Source organism: Winogradskyella vidalii, assembly GCF_013403955.1.
In the GTDB taxonomy this organism is placed as follows: Bacteria; Bacteroidota; Bacteroidia; order Flavobacteriales; family Flavobacteriaceae; genus Winogradskyella; species Winogradskyella vidalii.
On the sequence record NZ_JABFDG010000001.1, the window covers coordinates 183,450 to 202,293 of the forward strand.

General features: G+C 34.2%; 13 protein-coding genes. 7 read left to right on the plus strand and 6 right to left on the minus strand.

What is annotated here, in order from left to right; all coding sequences use genetic code 11:
- Window positions 1–18: 18 nt before the first annotated feature.
- Window positions 19–744 carry a hypothetical protein gene (locus HM982_RS00810; RefSeq protein WP_179351229.1) on the minus strand — a complete coding sequence of 242 codons (726 nt, stop codon included), beginning with the start codon at window positions 742–744 and terminating at the stop codon, window positions 19–21.
- The gene (locus HM982_RS00815; RefSeq protein WP_179351230.1) at window positions 744–1,289 is read right to left on the minus strand and encodes an RNA polymerase sigma factor; all 546 of its coding nucleotides are present in this window, start codon (window positions 1,287–1,289) and stop codon (window positions 744–746) included. Before HM982_RS00815 ends, HM982_RS00810 begins: the two co-directional genes overlap by 1 nt.
- Before the next feature lie 115 nt (window positions 1,290–1,404).
- On the opposite strand from HM982_RS00815, the gene HM982_RS00820 reads away from it, so the two are divergent.
- The 6 genes from HM982_RS00820 to HM982_RS00845 all read left to right on the plus strand — a co-directional run bounded on the left by HM982_RS00820 (window position 1,405) and on the right by HM982_RS00845 (window position 9,331).
- Window positions 1,405–2,823, plus strand: coding sequence for a DUF4412 domain-containing protein (locus tag HM982_RS00820; protein WP_179351231.1), 1,419 nt, complete (start codon window positions 1,405–1,407; stop codon window positions 2,821–2,823).
- Window positions 2,824–2,846: 23 nt separating this feature from the next.
- Window positions 2,847–4,385: a T9SS type A sorting domain-containing protein gene (locus HM982_RS00825; RefSeq protein ID WP_179351232.1), complete on the plus strand. Its 1,539-nt coding sequence runs from the start codon at window positions 2,847–2,849 to the stop codon at window positions 4,383–4,385.
- A 15-nt stretch (window positions 4,386–4,400) separates the two neighbouring features.
- Complete coding sequence (locus tag HM982_RS00830) at window positions 4,401–5,036, plus strand: hypothetical protein (protein WP_179351233.1); 636 nt, start codon at window positions 4,401–4,403, stop codon at window positions 5,034–5,036.
- Window positions 5,037–5,044: 8 nt separating this feature from the next.
- Window positions 5,045–5,617 (plus strand): hypothetical protein, encoded by a 573-nt coding sequence (locus HM982_RS00835; RefSeq protein ID WP_179351234.1) that lies wholly within the window; start codon window positions 5,045–5,047, stop codon window positions 5,615–5,617.
- 130 nt (window positions 5,618–5,747) lie between these two features.
- Complete coding sequence (locus tag HM982_RS00840) at window positions 5,748–8,567, plus strand: CHAT domain-containing protein (protein ID WP_179351235.1); 2,820 nt, start codon at window positions 5,748–5,750, stop codon at window positions 8,565–8,567.
- Between the two features lie 398 nt (window positions 8,568–8,965).
- Complete coding sequence (locus HM982_RS00845) at window positions 8,966–9,331, plus strand: endonuclease domain-containing protein (RefSeq protein ID WP_179351236.1); 366 nt, start codon at window positions 8,966–8,968, stop codon at window positions 9,329–9,331.
- 173 nt (window positions 9,332–9,504) lie between these two features.
- On the opposite strand, the gene HM982_RS00850 is transcribed toward HM982_RS00845, so the two are convergent.
- The 4 genes from HM982_RS00850 to HM982_RS00865 form a co-directional block, all read right to left on the minus strand.
- Window positions 9,505–11,802 carry a DUF2357 domain-containing protein gene (locus HM982_RS00850; protein WP_179351237.1) on the minus strand — a complete coding sequence of 766 codons (2,298 nt, stop codon included), beginning with the start codon at window positions 11,800–11,802 and terminating at the stop codon, window positions 9,505–9,507.
- A gap of 3 nt (window positions 11,803–11,805) precedes the next feature.
- Entirely contained in the window at window positions 11,806–13,647 is a 1,842-nt protein-coding gene (locus HM982_RS00855) for an McrB family protein (protein ID WP_179351238.1), read from the minus strand.
- A gap of 18 nt (window positions 13,648–13,665) precedes the next feature.
- Entirely contained in the window at window positions 13,666–16,518 is a 2,853-nt protein-coding gene (gene polA, locus HM982_RS00860) for a DNA polymerase I (protein ID WP_179351239.1), read from the minus strand.
- Between the two features lie 237 nt (window positions 16,519–16,755).
- Window positions 16,756–17,016, minus strand: a complete 261-nt coding sequence (locus HM982_RS00865; protein ID WP_179351240.1) for a hypothetical protein — start codon at window positions 17,014–17,016, stop codon at window positions 16,756–16,758.
- A gap of 275 nt (window positions 17,017–17,291) precedes the next feature.
- Here HM982_RS00865 and HM982_RS00870 point away from each other — a divergent pair, with 275 nt between their 5' ends.
- A complete protein-coding gene (locus HM982_RS00870; RefSeq protein ID WP_179351241.1) occupies window positions 17,292–18,704 on the plus strand; it encodes an aldehyde dehydrogenase family protein in 1,413 nt (470 codons plus the stop codon).
- Window positions 18,705–18,844 lie beyond the last annotated feature (140 nt).

The window sequence follows — 18,844 nt, forward strand, 5'->3', positions numbered from 1 at the left end:
TTGTTGAGTAAAGTGGTTCTAATTCTTTTTGGTGATGACTTCTAAAAGCTCTTTTCGATTTGCAACTTTGAATGTGGATTTTTTATTACCTAGTTTTTTTAAATAGGTTTTAGCGAGTGCATAATCTTCTTTTCTAATATAAATTAAGGCAGTGTACCAGATCGATTCGTCATTATAGTCAAAATCAATTTTATTTAAGATTTGAAATTGTTTTAAAGCCAACTCATATTTTGACTGGTTGAGTAAAGACGCTGCGTAATAATAACGGATATTAGGATTGTTATTTGTTTCTAATAGTGTTTCAAATTCATTTTCAGCCAATTCATAGTTTCCGTTTTCATATGCTATAAAAGCAGTATTATCCTTATCAGAATTATTTGATCGGGTTACGGGTTGATACGTATTTGGTGAAATTTCAAAATGGTCTTCAAATAAATCGTTACCAGATGTTGTGTTGAAGATGTTATAGCTTAGTCCAATAACTAATACACTTGCAATAGCCAAAGCGGCATATTTAACTGTTTTAAAATTCGATTTTTCTTTAGGAAGGGTGTTTTCTAATTGCTGAAAGTGTGATTTTAGATGTTTGGCTTCAGCGATTTTAAAAGCCACAGCCATATCTTTATGAGACTCAAATTCAGCTTTAAATTCTGAATCTGTTTCTAACAAATGCTCAACTTCAGCTCTTTGGTTCGTAGAGAGCCGATTTGCAATATAGTCTTGTATGAGTGTTTCGTTATTCATTAGTGTACTTTAAACAACGTTTTTAGATGCTTTAAGCATCGTGATTTATGACTTCTCACCGTATTTGCATCTTTATAGTGGGTAGCGTCCACAATTTCTTCAATCGTTAAATTTCTGTAATAAAATAGTTGAAGTACTGTTTTACAGGTTTCAGATAGTTCGCTAAGTCGTTTCGCTAAAGCGTGTTGGTTTGCTGTAGGTAATTCTTCTTCTATCTTAATTTCTGTATAGTTGTCGTTTTCAGCGTCTACTCTGATAACACGTTGCTGTGCTTTTAATGTTTTAAATATTTTATTTTTTCCTATGCCAAAGAGGTACGTTTTAATGGTACTGTTCTGCAGCTCTAATTGCGACGTTACAAAATTTTGGTGCATAGCAATAATGGCGTCTTGGTATATGTCTAAGACATCAGAAGTCGCTATGTCGTAGCGCTTGGCATAATTTAAAAACGCTTGCTTATAACTCAGATACACGCTTTCTAGAGCTTTTTTATCATCGGCTCTAAGTTGTCGTTGTAAATCGTTGTCGCTAAGCGTGTTTTTCATTTAGTTATCTCGAAGACTAAAACATTAACAATAAAACAAATATAATTTTTTTTAAATGGTTTGTTAATGTTTCTAAAGTTAGAGGAACTAAAAGTGTAATCAATTCATAAAAACAATGAAAACACTTTTAAAATACGCTATAATATTAATGCTATTTTCTGCTGTTCAGCCAGTAGAAGCACAACTATTTAAAAAGCTGAAAAAGAAAGTTGAAAAGAAATTAGAACAAAAAGCAGAAGCCAAAATTGATAAAACCATAGATAAAACGATTGATGATGTCACGTCTGAAAAGAAAAAGGATACCCCAAAATCTTCCGACGAACCTGAGAAATCATTAGAAATAGCAAGCTCTACTGCGGATTACGGCGATGTTATTCTTACCCATGCCAATACTTTTGGTGCGGTTCAGATTGCTGAAGTCGGAAAAATAAAAGCCACACAAACCAATTCACAATGGCGCTTTACAGGATCGTGGTGGTCTCATGATGCCGATATACATGATGGTTTTGTGCTTACCATCCCTACCGAAGCGAATTTAAGACATGATGCTGAAACCGATACCGACGGCGTAAAGCGCAGTTTTAAAATTCCTGAAGAAGCTACGCTCAAATTATCGTACGATCCTGATTTATTGCATTACGAAGATTCTGGAGACGATTTTAAAAAAGCAGTTTCCGATAATTATCAAAGTTACAATGTCTCAAAAGGACAAGTTACTATCGATGTGCTAACGGAAGGCGCTATTCAAATTTCGTTTGATGGAAAAGTAAGTTTAAAAAAAATACTAAGGCACAGTGCTAACTCTGAAGACTATTCTGAAACCTATTTTGAATCTACCGTAATAGGAGGTATTGATGCTGAAAGTCCAGAATTTTTTAACCAAACCTCAGTGGTTAAAACAGAAGACTCTAATGAAAGCGGATGGAGTGGCTCGGAACAACAAAATACCAATTCAACCGCAGTTGCTGGGGTGTATCAATTTACGTTTGAAACTAAAGTTAAGGTCACCAATATTGATGATGCTAACGAAACCTATAAGATGTCTTATTTGTTAAATCCTAATGAAAATTATATGGGCTTAATGGTTGATATGAGTGACTATTCAGATGAAGAAATGGAAGGTGAATCTGTAATCGTTATGGATGATGGCAATACACACATTTTTGTGGATACTGCTGGTATGAAAATGCAAATGTCCCAAAATATGATGGGCGGACAGCAAATGCAAAACCCTACCGACCAAATGGCGAATTACGACTATTCTAAAATTAAAAAGACAGGAAAAACTAAAACGATACTTGGTGCAACCTGTTATGAATATGTGATGTCCGACAGTGAGGTTAAAATGACACTTTGGGTGGCACCAGAAATTAATTTACCAAATTGGTTTATTCAAAATGACGCGGTTCTTAAGGGCTATATTATGGAATACACTATTCAATCTAAAGATGGTAACATGACAAGTGAAACTATTGCCATAAATGATAACATCGATAAGACAATCAATCCAAAGGATTATAAAAAAATGTTTTAACCCCAATTTTAAAACCAATGATTATGATTAAAAAAATACTACCATTTATCTTATTACTGCCTGTTCTTAGTTTTTCTCAAACCTTCACGGTGCCAGATGCCAATTTTGAACAAGCTTTAATTGACCTTGGAATTGATGCAACATCACCAACCAATGCCATTGATGGAGAAGTAAATCTCTCAGCAGCGGTTACAGGTTCTTCTGTTTTAGATCTTACAGCTAAAAACATATCAGACCTTACAGGAATTGAAAACTTTACGAGTTTAGAAGAGCTTGATTTAAAACATAATTTGCTGACAACAATTGATCTTTCTAATAATCTTCAATTAGAATGGTTGTCTGTTTTTGATAACAATCTAACCACATTAAATGTTAGCGCTCATTCAAACTTAGAACAACTTCATTGTAATTCAAATGCACTTACGGAATTGATTTTACCTGTTATGTCCTCTTTAACATGGCTTGATTGTGGTTCAAATGAATTGAGTACTGTCGATTTTTCAAATTCTAGTGTACTCGACAAATTAGAGTGTCAGTTTAATACTTTTGAAACTTTAGATTTAAATGGTTTAGTGTCATTAACCGATTTAAATGCCCATAATTGCAACATAGAGACCGTTATTTTAGGCACTGCTACTGCGCTAGAGGATATTGATTTAGCATATAATAATTTAACGTTTTTGGATGTTACCAATCAGACTAATCTATCAAAGCTCAGATTAAGATCTAATGATTTGGTCAATTTAAATGCCCAAAATGGCGCGAATACGCTTATGAATAACGGTAGTAAGTTCGATATACAATACAATCCAAATTTAACATGTGTTCAAGTCGATGATGTTGATTTTAGTACTGATACATGGACATGGTTAGATTCTCAAACTTATTTTAGTACAAGCTGCACACCTTATAACAACGATTGTGTAAATGCGGTTTCCATTGGGCTCGCATTAGACACACCAGGAACAACACAAAATGCAACGGAAGACATTAGCAACAATCCTGCTTGTCAAGAATCTGGTATCACAATTTTAGATGTGTGGTATCAATTTATAGCGCCAGATTCAGGAAGTGTAACCATGACCATTTCTGCATCATCGTTAACTGGTAAAATTGCTATTTACGATAATTGCGGCGCAACGAGCCCTTTAGATTGTGCAGCAGATGAGCTGCAAATAAATAACTTAAATGCAGGGCAAACCTATTATTTACAAGTTTGGTTAGAAGCATCAGTTTCGGGTAGATCATCTACGCTAAATCAAGACGGTAATTTTGTGCTTAATGTTCAAGATACATCGGTATTATCTTTAGACACTATAGAACATGAGTCTAATGACATAAAGCTTCATCCCAATCCAGCAAAAGATGAGGTGACTATTAGCTCTAATAAAGTCATTACCAATTATGAAATCTTTGATATGACTGGTAAAATCATCTTGGCGCAATCAGGAATTCAAAACCTTAGTCATTCTATTTCAACCACGTCACTTTCAAAAGGCATTTACTTGATAAAAATTAAAGGCGAACAGCATTCAATCACCAAAAAATTAATCATTCAATAAACGATACTTATGAAAATGAAACTGTTATTAAATTTAAGTCTATTCGCCCTATTGATGTCCTCATGTTTAGGAGATAAAAAAGTGGCGAACGTTGCTGAAATGAACGATACAAGCTTTGTGAATACCAATTTTAAGGGTAATCTCATTAACTATGCTAAGGGTATGAGTGCTTGTAAACATATATCTGCAAGCGCTATTGCCAAGCTTTACGATGTTTCTGCGGACAAGGTACATATGGAAGACCCTACAACCTCTGATAGGTACAAAAAAGATATGGAACCTATGTGCTTATTTTATATTAAAGACGGTGAAAATGATTTTCAGTGGTTAAAGGGCTCGCTGAATGTTCAACGCGAAGTTGGTAAAGAAGAAATGGCTTATGATGTGGCAAAAGCCGTAGGTCATGGTGAAGAATGGGAAGAGGCTTGGGCGCTAAATAAATCGATCTCTAAATCGTCAGAGTGGGTTAGTGGTATGGGGCTTGCATCAGTTTGGAATGATAAGAAGAGCGAACTTAAAATAAAATTTAAAGGTTACACGCTATATGTCTATCCGTTAAAAAATGGATTTAATAAAGCGGAAATTGCTAAAAATAGAGACTATAAAAAAGTGGCCATAGCTATTGCAAAAGCCGCTGGATACATCAATTAAATTTATATATGAAAACGTTTATAAAGAGTACAGTACTGCTAATGAGTTTAGTACTGATAACATCGTGTTTAGGAGAAAAGTCAACTGCTAAAACAGACGATTCAAAAGTAGAAAAAGAAGCTGTTACGGAGCCTAATAAAACCACTAATATTGCTATTAAAGATATAAAAAACAAGCTTTGTATTGACTTTCCAAAAGCACTGGTTTTAGGTTATAATTCAGATGCTAGCCATATTGAAATTGAGCCTATTGATAATGGTTCTGGTGGTATTTTGCATTGTGACGTTAAATTGTTTTATGGTAAAAAAGACTATGAGTATTGGAAAGGCCAAGTGTCTGCAGTTATTAATCAAATGAATGATCCCTTTTGGCAGTACAATCCTGAGCGCAATAGTGCATTGTATCATAAGGTGGATGGTTTTGGTGATAAGGCTGTTTATATAGCAAATGCGCACACTTTGCAAATTTTAAAAGATGGCGTTTTATACTTTATAACTCCTCCCAATAGAGGACGTCATACTAATTCAGGAAAAGAAACTAAGGCTATTGCTTTAGAGATTGCGAAGCATTACGGCCTTTAGAATATATACCTGTTTAAGCCCTTGCTACATATTATCAGCACAAGTTATAGCATAAAAACAATTTTTTTATTATTATTACTTATTCTTAATGGTTTAATTATTAGGGCTTAAACTTTAAAATACTAGGTAATTGTTTGTTCTCAAAATTAGTTGTAAGTCAATTGTAGCATGTTTAATGTTGTTGTGTTCTGGCGTGTATGCTCAAGAGGTTTCTAAATCTCAAGAACTCGATAGTATATACGCACAGCAAGCCCTACTTTATAAAGCCAAAGATTATGCTGAGATTATTGCTTTAAGTGAACAGGCAAAAGCCATCGAACTAAAAAACGCCCAAGACAGTATAACTTTTGCAAGAATTACGGCTTACATTGGTTATGCTAATAATAAATTCGCGAATTACTTTAAATCTATTGAAGGTTTTGAGGCTGCTTTAAATTACATTCCTAGTGAAAAGAGTTCAGCCGTTATCAATACAAATTATAATATTCTTTATGATTTGCTCACCAGATATTATAGTTTACGTCGCTATAAAAAAGCGTTGTCAATAGCAAACAGAGCAGAACGACTCCTTAATGATTACGATTATATAAGAGCTAGCAGACATACGTGGCTCTACCAAAGAAAATTTAGGATTTATTCCGCTTTAGGCTTTTATGATAAAGCTGCGTTAGAGGTTGAAAAAATTAAACAAAAATTAGAGCCTATAACCAATGAAACTGACGAAGCCATGCGTTATGGTTGGATGCGCTACTATAGGTCGAGTTTGCTATTAAGTTATAATGAAGCTCTAAATCTGAAGGAAAAAACAAGTGCTTATGAAAATGAAATTATTCCGTTAAGAAAAAATATAGAACTCAATTTATCTAAGCTAGATTCTGTTTTTGAGACTACAGCATCATTACAAAAGCCAACAATGCGAAGTCAGTTTTCTAACCTATCATTTTATATAGGTGCTTTATATTACGTGGCTGATTTTTATAAGGAATTTGAAGCGTATGACCGTTCTATTAATCTTATAAATAAAGCGATTCGACTTTCAGAGATAGCTAAGGAACCCGATAGAAATGTCACTGAATATCTAAGATTTAAAGCTAATGTTTTAAATGAAATTGGCCATACCCAAGACGCCCTTGTGCTAATTGATAGTATTAAAAACACCTATAAAAGCAACAGCTTCCATCTGAATGACCTTTATGAATTTAAAGGTGATACCTATGCTAAAGCAAATCAGTTAGACTCCGCTTTGCACTATTACTCTGAAACTTTAAAACTGATTCATGGTACTGATGAAGCGCTTCAAGATGATTTTCAAAATTTTTCATCGCGCCATCAATTCCCGAATGATTGTGAGCAAATAGACCGTATGAGTTATATGTTGTTTAAGTATTTTAATCAAGATTCGGTTGCCATGCACAAAGCACGAATTTTAAACGACATTGCTTATAATGAATTTGTTGAAAATCATAAAGATTTAAATTTAAGCATCGGAAATAAGTTACTGTATAATAGGATAATACAGTGTCGATTAGAGCTCAATAAAAATAATTTTAAAGATAAAAATACCTTTATTTCTAATCTTGAAAATATAAGTAACCGTTTAGCGTGGCAAGAATTTAGTCAAAGTAGAGTTGTGGTAAAATTACCGATTATTGATTCTTTAGAACATATAGAATTTCAAATTAGAAAACAAATTGTTCAGGCAAAGCAAGCGCGCAATCAAAAACAAGAAGATTCTTTAAAAGGCGTACTTCAGACTTATAAAGACCATGTTAGTACAGCATATCCAACAATTTCAGATTTTACGCAGAATACCTTTGATGTAACCTCTTTTCAAAAACTATTGGGTGACGATGACATCGTTTTAAAATATTTGTTTTTTTACGATCAGTTTGTCATTTTTCAAATTACGAAAGATGGCATTGAATGGGAATTAAAACCTTGGACAAAGGCTACAAAAGGCTTACTGAATTCCCATTTAGAGTATTTAAAAAACCCGAATAGTAAGTTTGAGTTAAACCCAGAACTTACCAAGCTATTGCTTCCGGAAAAAGCCTTAACCTATAATTCTCTAACTATTGTGCCAGATACGCCTATATATAGTTTGCCGTTTGAGACACTAAGTTATAAATCTAATTATTTAGTAAAGGAAAAAGCTATTCATTATTCGTCGCACTTAAGGTTTGCTTTTTTTGAAAGTGATGTTGACAACAATACTAAAACCAAGGCAACGATTTTTGCACCAGAATATCCTAAAGGCAATACATCTTTAGTAACTAGAAATAGTTCTGTTTTTTTAGAAGGCGCACAAAAGGAAGCTAAGGTTCTTGAAGCCCTTTTTACTTCAGAAGCTTTTATTGGTAAAACAGCCACAAAATCGAATTTTATAAATCATAAGTCTAAAGGCAACATTCTACATCTCGCCATGCATGCGTCTTTAGATGACGATGAGCCTGTATTTAGTTATTTTAATTTTTCAAATGATGAAAAACTTTTTTTAGAAGAACTTTATGGCTTAAACATTCCAGTTGATTTAGCTGTGTTGAGTGCTTGTAATACGGCGGTAGGAAAAGAAGATGGGTCTTTAAGTATGGTATCTCTACAACGTGCCTTCAATTTTTCAGGTACTAAAGCAGCAGTGGCCAGTTTATGGGAAGTGCCCGATGCTACCACAAGCCAAATCATGATATCATTTTATAACTATTTAAAAGACGGGAAAACAAAATCGGTCGCTTTGCAAATGGCCAAAAATGAGTATTTAAATACAGCAGAAACCCCAAAAATGAAACATCCTTATTATTGGGCTGGTTTTATCTTGTATGGTTCTGATACGCCTATAACCCATGTAAATTATAATTGGGTTTGGATCGCTGTAGGGGTTGTTTGTATGGTGCTATTACTGTATGTGTTGTTTAATAAGTTCTGGCAACGAGATACCACGGAAACCGCTTAATAGAGTTACACCGTCTTAGCTATGGCTTTGCTAGAAAAACTTATATTAAAGCAGTTGGAAAAGGGTTGACATAGTACGTTGGTTAAAGACAAAATTTAATCAATTATTTATTTTGAGCATTGATTTACTTCGAATAATCTCGAGGCGAACTTGAATTACACTCGACTTAGATACGGAGTACAAACGGAGGAGATACGGGTGAACCCTTGGTTTGATTTGTGTTAAATTCAGTAGTTTAGTGACACTAACCCTTTAGTAATCTGAACGCTCTTTTTTACTGAAAGTTCCTTAATATGGATTGTCCGTTTGAGGATTACTGAGCTGAAAAGTCTGCTGTCGTATAAAGTTCTTAGTATAGCTTTTTAGGGGTGTAAAAGACGCGTCATAAAGTCTGTAAAATGAAAAACAACATCATTCCATACAACCCAGAATTAAAAGCACTAGCTAGACAACTCCGGAAGCATAGCACTTTGCCTGAAGTCTTGCTATGGCAACATATAAAACAGCGTGCTTATGGTGTTCAGTTTCATAGGCAAGTACCGATGCTAAATTACATTGTAGATTTTTATTGCCATGAAATAGGTTTAGCAATTGAAATTGATGGTGATAGTCATGAGCATCGTTTTTTATATGATACCAAACGAGAAAGTGAATTAGAGGCTTATGATGTTACTTTTTTAAGGTTTTCTAATGAGGCCATTAAAAAGAATATGTTTAGTGTGTTGTTGGTTATTGAGGAGAAGGTTAGGGAATTGGTTGGTTAAGTTTGGAAAACACCCCTAAGGTCCCCTCAAGGGGACAATCCTCACCAAGAAGCATAGGTGTAAAAATTAAATTTATTTTACCATTACCCAATCGATAAACCCTATGAATATTCTATTTTCCTTTATCAAATGTCCCCTTGAGGGGACTTTAGGGGTGTGAAAGAGAATTAGTATTAAAACACTTTTGAATTAATTAACTCGGTTAAAGTTGTTGTAAAAGGTTTTGCAGAAGCATTACCTGAATTGTAGTTTTTTAGTTTTTTGAAATCCCAATTATTATTTCCAAATTCAGATAAATCTACTTTTTCTAATTCAATAACTAAATAATAATCTTGTGAAGGGTTGCTGTATCCTTTTTTTATTAAATTTTCTTTTGAATATACTTTTGGGCCTTTGCTTATAATCTTCCATAAATCACCAGATGATTTTTCTCCATGCGTATGTAATAATAAATACTTAGCAGAAACAGTTTCCTTGTCTAAAATCAGAGAACCATAACCTGAGCCCATTCTAAAATTATATAATCCTTTTTTAGAAATCCAATCATATTGCGATTGGTTGTTATAAAACCCAACTAAAACATACGTTTCATCTGGAATAATTTTTTTGCCATCAACATATTCTGGAATTGGTTCTGAAATCTCGTTAGGATTATCATTTTTGTAGATGTGAAAACTCTTGTTAGCTATATTTTCACGTTGTGACGCAGTGTTTAAGAAGTGTTTTAAAACGTCTTTGATGAAATTTTCTAAATGAATAGTTTCATTTGTATTCTCTGTAGGTTTTATTGGAAAAGCTCCTAAACCAGGAAGAACTTCGTGAAACCCTCGAATAGGTTTATTTGTTTCTCCAGGATATAAAACATAAGCACCACTTGTACGCCTAATCGCATCTTTATAAGCGTGCATTTTTAATAAATCTGCATTTTTATAAATTCCTTTTAAGTTTTGTTTTTTCTCCTCGTTTAAAGAGTTTTCTGTTTGTTCTTCTCCTAATATTTGATTGATATTGGCAACCTTATATTTCGCATCAAAATGAACATGAACAATTTGTTCGGTAGTTTCTGCTTTTGTTTCAGTCAGTTTTGTAGGCCAAATAGATAAGGTGTAATCTGGTCTTAACGTAGTTGTCCAACTTCCAGTTTTTGAAATATCTTGAGTACCTCCATTGAAACTTCTATTATAATTAAACCTTATATTTAAATGTCTATTTGCTTTGGTGTATACACCTTTCAACGCCGTTACTTTTCCTTGTTTAAGTTGTAGGCTTAATTTGTCCTTAGATGGAACAATTAATTGTTCTAGTTCTTTTGTTTCAATTTCAAAAATGTGTTTTAAAACATCTAATAATTTAAAAAACAGCCAATATTCGTATAAGGTAGCAATGTCCTTTTTTCCTCCACTATACACTTCATCACCGCCATTCCATATTAATTTTGCAGCTAAATCAAATTTTAACCACACCTTTAAGACCTCGCGATAGCCTTCCTTTTTTTGAAGCGTTGGACTGTTTAGCTTTAAAGTGGTTGGTCTTGAAACTTGCTTAAATAAGTCATATTGTAAATGTGTTTCTAATTTTTCCGAAACAATATCAGCTTCTTCTTTAAGTCTGGTTCCTGCATTTGGATGGTTAGCGATATCCATACAGAATTTTAAAAACGTTTCTAAAGCATGTTTTATAAAACGGTTCTCAGAAGTATCAACACTTTCAAACTTTCTATAAGATTCTATTTTAGTGGCAACCGACTTAATACCTTTTTTGTATAAAGGATGTGTGTCTTTAAGTTTTAATCGATTATCAGAATTTATCAGCGACCTTAATTCTGAATTTTTGAAACGTTTAATTTTTCTTGCATCAGTTAGTTCTGCTTCCTCTGTCCAGTTTGTAGTCGGACTTGTAACAATACGTTGAATAGCATCTTCAAAATCCTCAGAGTTTATTATGGAGCTCACAAAAGCAAAACGTTGGTATAAGGTTTTATTGTCTGTATTGAAGTCGGTTTCAAAAGAATGAGTTACAGGTGAGTTGGCTTGAATGATTAAATCAGTACATTTTGATGTAATATCATTAAGCATGTATTGATAATCTTTTCTGTAGTTTGTTTTTTTAGATTGTACTTCTAATTGTAAATCCCATTTCTTTCCAGGATTTTCAGTGCTCAAAATCTGTAGCGTTAATGTGCCAACAAAAATGTTTGGCGCTATGACTCCAATATATTCTTTTCTTTTTCTGTTTTTTACAATATTGCTTTGGTCACTACAAAATAGGCGATAGTCTTCTGCAATATTTTCTTTTTTGTGTGAGAATTCAAAATCATAAAAGCAACCTTCTTTTAGTTGATAGGTTGGTTCATGCTCATAAAAATTTGTGGTATCCACTTCTATATCGCCTTTTTTTTGAGCATCGATACATAAGTATAAACCATCTTCTATATAAGATAAATCTATTTCTATGGATTGTTCTTTTTCCATTTACTAAGCTTCTGCATAACTTGCAAAACCATTATCTATGGCACCTTTATACATTCTTGTGATTTTTTCTAAGGATAAAGGATATAAAACGTTTTCATTCTCTCTAAAAACTAAGGTTTCTTTATTGTTTAAAAAGTCTTTTGAAACATCTGTTTTTTCTTCAACGCACAACGATGCTAATACCTCCAGAATAGGACATAATTTACGTCTAGAACCATGCAGTTTTGGTAATAGTTTTTGCATAATCGTAATGTCTATTTTTGTGTCTTCGTGTATAGTATTATCTAAAGTGGTTAACTGATTGAATAATCTGTGTATTTCTGTTGCAGAACGATAACCGAATTCTGCTCCTGTCTTCTTAAGTTCTTCAAAAAACAATACTAAGTTTTTGTTTAACTCAGTTGTATCCGATTTTGGAAAATCTTTATTAGAGGCAATGCTTATAAAATCTTCTCCCATTGCGGCACCTTTGTTACTAAGGTTGCTAAAATCTATGTCGTTAGGTGCTTTTAAAAATTCTGCTATATCATCTCTGTTAACTCTAAACTCAATAACGTTGGCTCTGTCTAATACTTTAGGGCTGAACATATAAGTTGTTTCATCTATATTAACGGTCCCAATTATAAACAAGTTGCTTGGCCAATCTAATTGAGAAGGCACATTACTTTTGTTGTTTTCTGAACTGTGTAGTTTAAGTATGTCTTTAGATTCCATAACACTTAAAAAGTCTGCAAAGTAACGTTCTACATGACTTAGGTTCATTTCGTCTAATATAAGAAAATAGGGCTTGTTTTTGTTTTCTTCTTTGTTGGCTTCTATAAGTAATTTTAAAGCGCCATTTTCAGGTAATATGTATTCATTATCATTCAGCGCATTAACATAACCTAATAAAGGTTCTCTGTTGGTCCAATCTGCTCCAACAGGTACAATGCAGTATTGCGTTTTATCTTCTGCAATCCATTGCGCAAAAGCCTGTGCTAATTTTGTTTTTCCTGAACCTGATAAGCCACTTAATAGTACGAAGGGTTTTGTGGCTAGGGATGCAATATATCTTGTTGTTAATTGTGGGTTGTAGTTTAGACCTGATTCTTTGCAATTGGTTGAGAAACTATTTAAATTAAATAAAATTTCAGGTGTTTTATTTGGGCTAATTTTGATTGATTTTAAGTTTTTATTAAACTTATTTCTAATAAATGTAAGTAGATTTTTTTCACCCAAAAAAGATTTATAGAGCCCATTGCCGTTGTCGGGGAAACCAACGATTTTGTCTAATTCATCGTGTCTTTGAATTAAGTTCTCGTTGGTTTTATTTAAATGTGTTTTTGATGCACTCCAAATATTAAAATCATTGTATTCTCCTGATTTAATTTTATGTATATCTCTAATAAAGGTGATAGTATCTTCATAATTGTCGGAGTTGATTTCTCTTAATTTATTTTCAAAGAATATTCGGTCAATTACTTTAAGGTTTTCTTTGAAATTATGACCTGTAATTAAAGATTTGATTGAATTAGCAGCTTCAATATCACCAGACTTTAATTTAGAAATGAATTCATTTAATATACTATAATCACTCATGACATTTGATTTATTTATTATTTCAAATTTTAATCTTTTAAAAGCTTTAAAACAGGGTGTGTTTTCACCTCCAGAAAAATAATTTCCAATAGGCTTTCCTATGGCGTAATAATTTGCAATAGCCATGATTGGTTTTGGAGGGTATAGTTTATTATCAATCTTTACATCATAATATTTTGAAGTGCTAAATTCTTCAGGAATACCATTTTCGTTCAGATAATCTACTGCGGCCTTTATGTTTTCTGAGGTTACCTTTTCGAATAACATAACTTTAAATCATTTATTTTAATGCGCCTCCAACCAATTCAGCCCCGTATCCACTTCAACATCAAGCGGCACATCCAATTTAAAGGCGCCTTCCATTTCTGTTTTAATTAAGGTGGTGAGTTCTTCTAATTCTGGTTTGTAGATATCAAATACCAATTCATCATGCACTTGTAAGAGCATCTTTGATTTATAATTGCCAGCTTCTAGCTTGTTGTAAATATTAATCATGGCGATTTTAATGATATCGGCAGCGCTTCCTTGTATGGGTGCGTTAACGGCGTTGCGTTCTGCGGCCCCTCGCACCACAGCGTTACGTGAGTTGATGTCTTTTAAATACCGACGACGCCCCAAAACCGTAGAGACATAACCATGATCTCTTGCGAAATCGACTTGCTTACTCATGTAGGCTTTTAATTTTGGATAGGTTTCGTAATAGGTGTCAATAAGTTCTTTGGCTTCACCACGCGATAAATCGGTTTGGTTGCTTAACCCAAAGGCAGACACCCCATAGATGATTCCGAAGTTCACGGTTTTAGCATTGCTACGTTGTGCTCTGGTCACTTCTTCTAGTGGAACACCAAATACTTTGGATGCGGTTGAAGCATGAATATCTTCGCCATTTTTAAAGGCTTCAATCATGGTTTCTTCTTCACTTAAGGCGGCAATGATGCGTAATTCTATTTGCGAATAATCGGCAGCGAGTAAAGTGTAGTCTTCGTTTCTTGGTACAAAGGCTTTTCGTACTTGACGACCACGTTCGGTACGGATGGGGATATTCTGTAAATTAGGATTGTTACTACTTAAACGTCCGGTTGCTGCAACGGTTTGCATGTAATCGGTATGCACTCTGTCTGTAGACGGTTCTACTTGCAACGGTAAGGCATCTACATAAGTGCTCTTTAATTTTGAAAGCCCTCTAAAGTCTAAAATCTTCTGAATAATCTCATGGTCTTTTGCTAAATACGATAAGATATCTTCACCTGTTTTATACTGTCCGGTTTTGGTTTTTTTAGGTTTATCGACCAACTTCATATTTTCAAAAAGAACGATGCCTAATTGCTTTGGTGAGGCAATGTTGAATTCTTCTCCGGCAGCGGCATAGATTTCTTGTTCAAGATTTTTAATGTCATTATTTAAGGCTTCTGAAAGTGAGTTTAAGAAGTCTTTATCGAGGTTAATTCCTTCCAGTTCCATAGCAGCTAAAACACGTAGTAGTGGAATTTCAATTTCATCGAATAATTTTTGGGTATTGGCTTCACCTAGTTCTGTTGTAAAATGCTCTTTAAGTTGTAAGGTAATATCGGCATCTTCTACGGCGTATTCGGTTAGTTTTTCTAAGGGCACATCGCGCATAGACAACTGGTTCTTTCCTTTTTTACCAATGAGTTCTGTGATAGAAATTGGGGTGTAGTTGAGGTAGGTTTCAGCAAGCACATCCATATTGTGGCGCATATCGGCATTAATGAGGTAATGCGCTAACATAGTATCAAAGAGTTTGCCTTTAACCTGAATGTTATATTTGGCTAGTACTTTGATGTCATATTTTAAATTCTGACCGATTTTCTCGATGTTTTCATTTTCAAAGAAAGGTCTAAAGGTTTCTATGAGTTCTTGTGCTTCAGTTTTATCTTCTGGGAAAGGGACGTAAAAGCCTTTGCCAGTTTCCCAAGAAAATGAAATACCTACTAGTTCTGCGGTTAGGGCATCTAAACCTGTGGTTTCGGTATCAAAACATACAGATGTTTGGTTCATTAAATTCTTTACAAAAAGTGTTGTGGCCATACCAGGCGCTACACTTTGGTAAAAATGCGATGTGTTTTCTGATGTTTTACGTGTGAATTCTGTTGTCGTTTCGGTAGCAGAAGATTCGCCGCCTCCAAATAAAGAGAATTGACCGGCACCTGCTGATTTTTCTTCCGTAGGAGTGGTTTTCGGTGCTTCCTTTTTATCTGAAGTTGGAGTAGAAGTTCCGGCAGACTGCATGGCTTCAACAGCAAAGGTTTTATTAAAATTATCGATGAGACGTCTAAATTCTAATTCTTGAAAAATTTCGGTCACTTTAGGAATATCGGGCTCTGACATTTCAAAATCGGTAGCATCAAATTCTACCGGCACATCGAGCATAATGGTGGCCAGTTTTTTAGATAACAAGCCGAGTTCTTGGTTGGCTTCAATCTTTTCTTTCATTTTACCTTTTAACTCGTGTGAATTCGCAAAAAGGTTTTCCATACTCCCATAAGCCGCTATAAATTTTTTAGCGGTTTTATCTCCTACACCTGGTAATCCTGGAATATTATCAGAAGCATCGCCCATCATCCCTAAATAATCAATGACTTGAAGTGGATCCGTGATTTCGAATTTCTTTTGGACTTCTGGGATGCCCCAAGTTTCATAACCACCTCCAAAAACAGGGCGGTACATAAATATGTTTTCTGAAACGAGTTGTGCAAAATCCTTATCTGGAGTGACCATAAAAGTTTGGTAACCTTCCTTTTCTGCTTTTTTAGCAAGCGTTCCAATAACATCATCAGCTTCATAGCCTTCTTTCACCATGATGGGAATATGCATGGCTTTTAAAATCTCATAGATGTATGGTACTGCAGTTTTGATGCCTTCGGGTGTTTCGTCTCTATTGGCTTTGTAGGCTTCAAACATTTCGACACGATCGGCGCTTCCACCTTTATCAAAACACACGGCTAAATAGTTTGGACGTTCGCGTTTAATGACATCTAAAAGGGAGTTCATAAACCCCATAATAGCTGAGGTGTCTTCGCCTTTAGAATTGATTCTTGGGTTTTTTATAAAAGCGTAATAGCCACGAAAAATTAGGGCGTAGGCATCTACGAGGAATAAGCGTTTTTGGTCTGACATTGTAAATGTTTTGAAAGGAGTTCAAAACTACGAAAAAGTTAGCAGACCTATGAGGGTTTTAAGCGCTTCAGCTGTAAAAAAATAAAGCTAGTTTTTATGAGTTAAGTGGTGATATAACTATTAAAAAGGTGCGCTAATTTAAAATTAATAGTATCAGTTGAAACGTTTGGTATAGTGTTAAAAAAAAAGCCGAAACGTGAGTTTCGGCTTTTTTTACAATATATGGTTAATAGCACATTAACAAAGCTTAACAGTCTTTACTTTAATTTGAAGACTTTTTCTGTAAGCTTTAATACTGATAATTTCGTTACTTTTTTTACGATTCATTTTTAAAACCTTAGCTTTTACTTCAGCAGAAATGCTAGCGCTACTCGTTTCAGTTTTTTCAGCTTTAGAAGTTTCAACAACTTCAGTTTCATTGTTAACTATGGTGTCTTGTTGAGCGAAACCTGTAAAAGACATTGTTAAGAATAATAAGATAAATAAACCGTTTTTCATAATCGTAAGAAGCTATATTTGTTTTAACTTCGAGTCAAAGAAACACAACATCCTGAGTGTAACTTGAATTTTTAGATGAAAACAATCGATAAACGGTTAAGTGGGAAATGCTCGCTAAAAACATCGGTGAACTACACAATTTGCGCTTGCAGCCCTTTAAAAACGTTGTGTTTTATGTTGAGTGTATAGATTTTCGGGATGAAATACACTTTAAAATAAATGAGATCGACGAAATGCATAAATTCAGTTTCTAAGACGTATTAAAAAGTATTTATATGGAAGATTTTAATGACAATCCTTATTTTGAATTATTTATAAAACAACGCCAAAATCAGTTTGCTGTAGGTAATACAACTTACAAACAAAGGGTTAGAACGTTAAATAAACTTCAGCATGCGATTGAAACAACTTTTAGAGAGCAAATTCAGCAGGCACTGCAAAACGATTTGGGTAAACCAGTAGTAGAAACGGAGCTTACTGAAATCTATGCCATTGTAGGTGATATAAAACATACGAAGACGCATTTAAAACGTTGGATGAAAAATCAACGTGTAGAAACGCCTATGTCTATGCTAGGTTCTAGTTCTTATATTAAATATGAACCTAAGGGGGTTTGTTTAATTATCTCGCCTTGGAACTTTCCGTTTAATCTCACCTTTGGCCCTTTAGTATCTGCTATTGCTGCTGGAAACACAGCTATTATTAAACCTTCTGAAATGACACCTCATTCTTCAGCGTTAATGGCAAAGATTATTGCAGAGGTGTTTTCTGAAGATGAAGTAGCGCTAGTGCAAGGTGAAGTTGAGGTCTCTACCCAATTATTAAAGTTACCTTTTAATCATATCTTTTTTACGGGGTCTCCGCAGGTGGGTAAAATAGTCATGGAAGCTGCATCTAAACAATTAGCATCTGTAACATTAGAGTTAGGAGGGAAATCGCCAACTATTGTCGATAAAACAGCTAATATAGATAAGGCTGCTAAAAAGATTATGTGGGCAAAATTCTTGAACTGCGGACAAATATGTGTCTCCCCAGATTATGTTTTAATAGACGAAAGCGTAAAAGCTGAATTTATAAGCGCCTGTAAAAAATGGCTTCATTCTTATTACGACAATAATCCTAAAGCATCAGATTCTTATGGGAAAATTGTAACCGATAAACACTTTGAGCGTTTAAGTTCATATCTTGAAAATGCAAAAGCATTAGATGCAAAGTTTGACGTAGGCGGTGAAACGGATCGTACGTCAAGGTATATTGCACCCACCTTAATTTCAGATTTAAAGCCTGAAGCAACTTTGCTAGAGGAAGAAATTTTTGGCCCTATTTTGCCTATAGTTACTTATGAAAGTTTAGATGTGGCAATGGCTTATATCAACTCAAAGGAGAGACCATTAGCACTTTATATCTATAGTAGAAGTAAAGCTAATATTAAGCGAATAATGAATAACACTAGAGCAGGAGGGACTTGTATTAATAACAGTGTGTTGCATTACGCTAATCATAACTTGCCTTTTGGTGGCGTTAACAATAGTGGTATTGGTAAGAGTCATGGCTTTTATGGTTTTAAAGCGTTTAGTAATGAGCGTTCGGTTTTAAAACAACATACGTTTGGTGTAACAGAATTACTATTTCCACCGTATACTAATATGAAAGAGAAGTTGGCACGGTTGACAATTAAGTGGTTTTGATTACAAGTGATTTAGAATTTACTTTTGACCGTGAAGCGCTCTTAGATACGAATATGGTTTTTTAAAAGCTCTATATAAAACAACCATGGTGTTGCTTTGCTATAAACTCCTGATTTAATGTTTATTTATAATTAAATTAA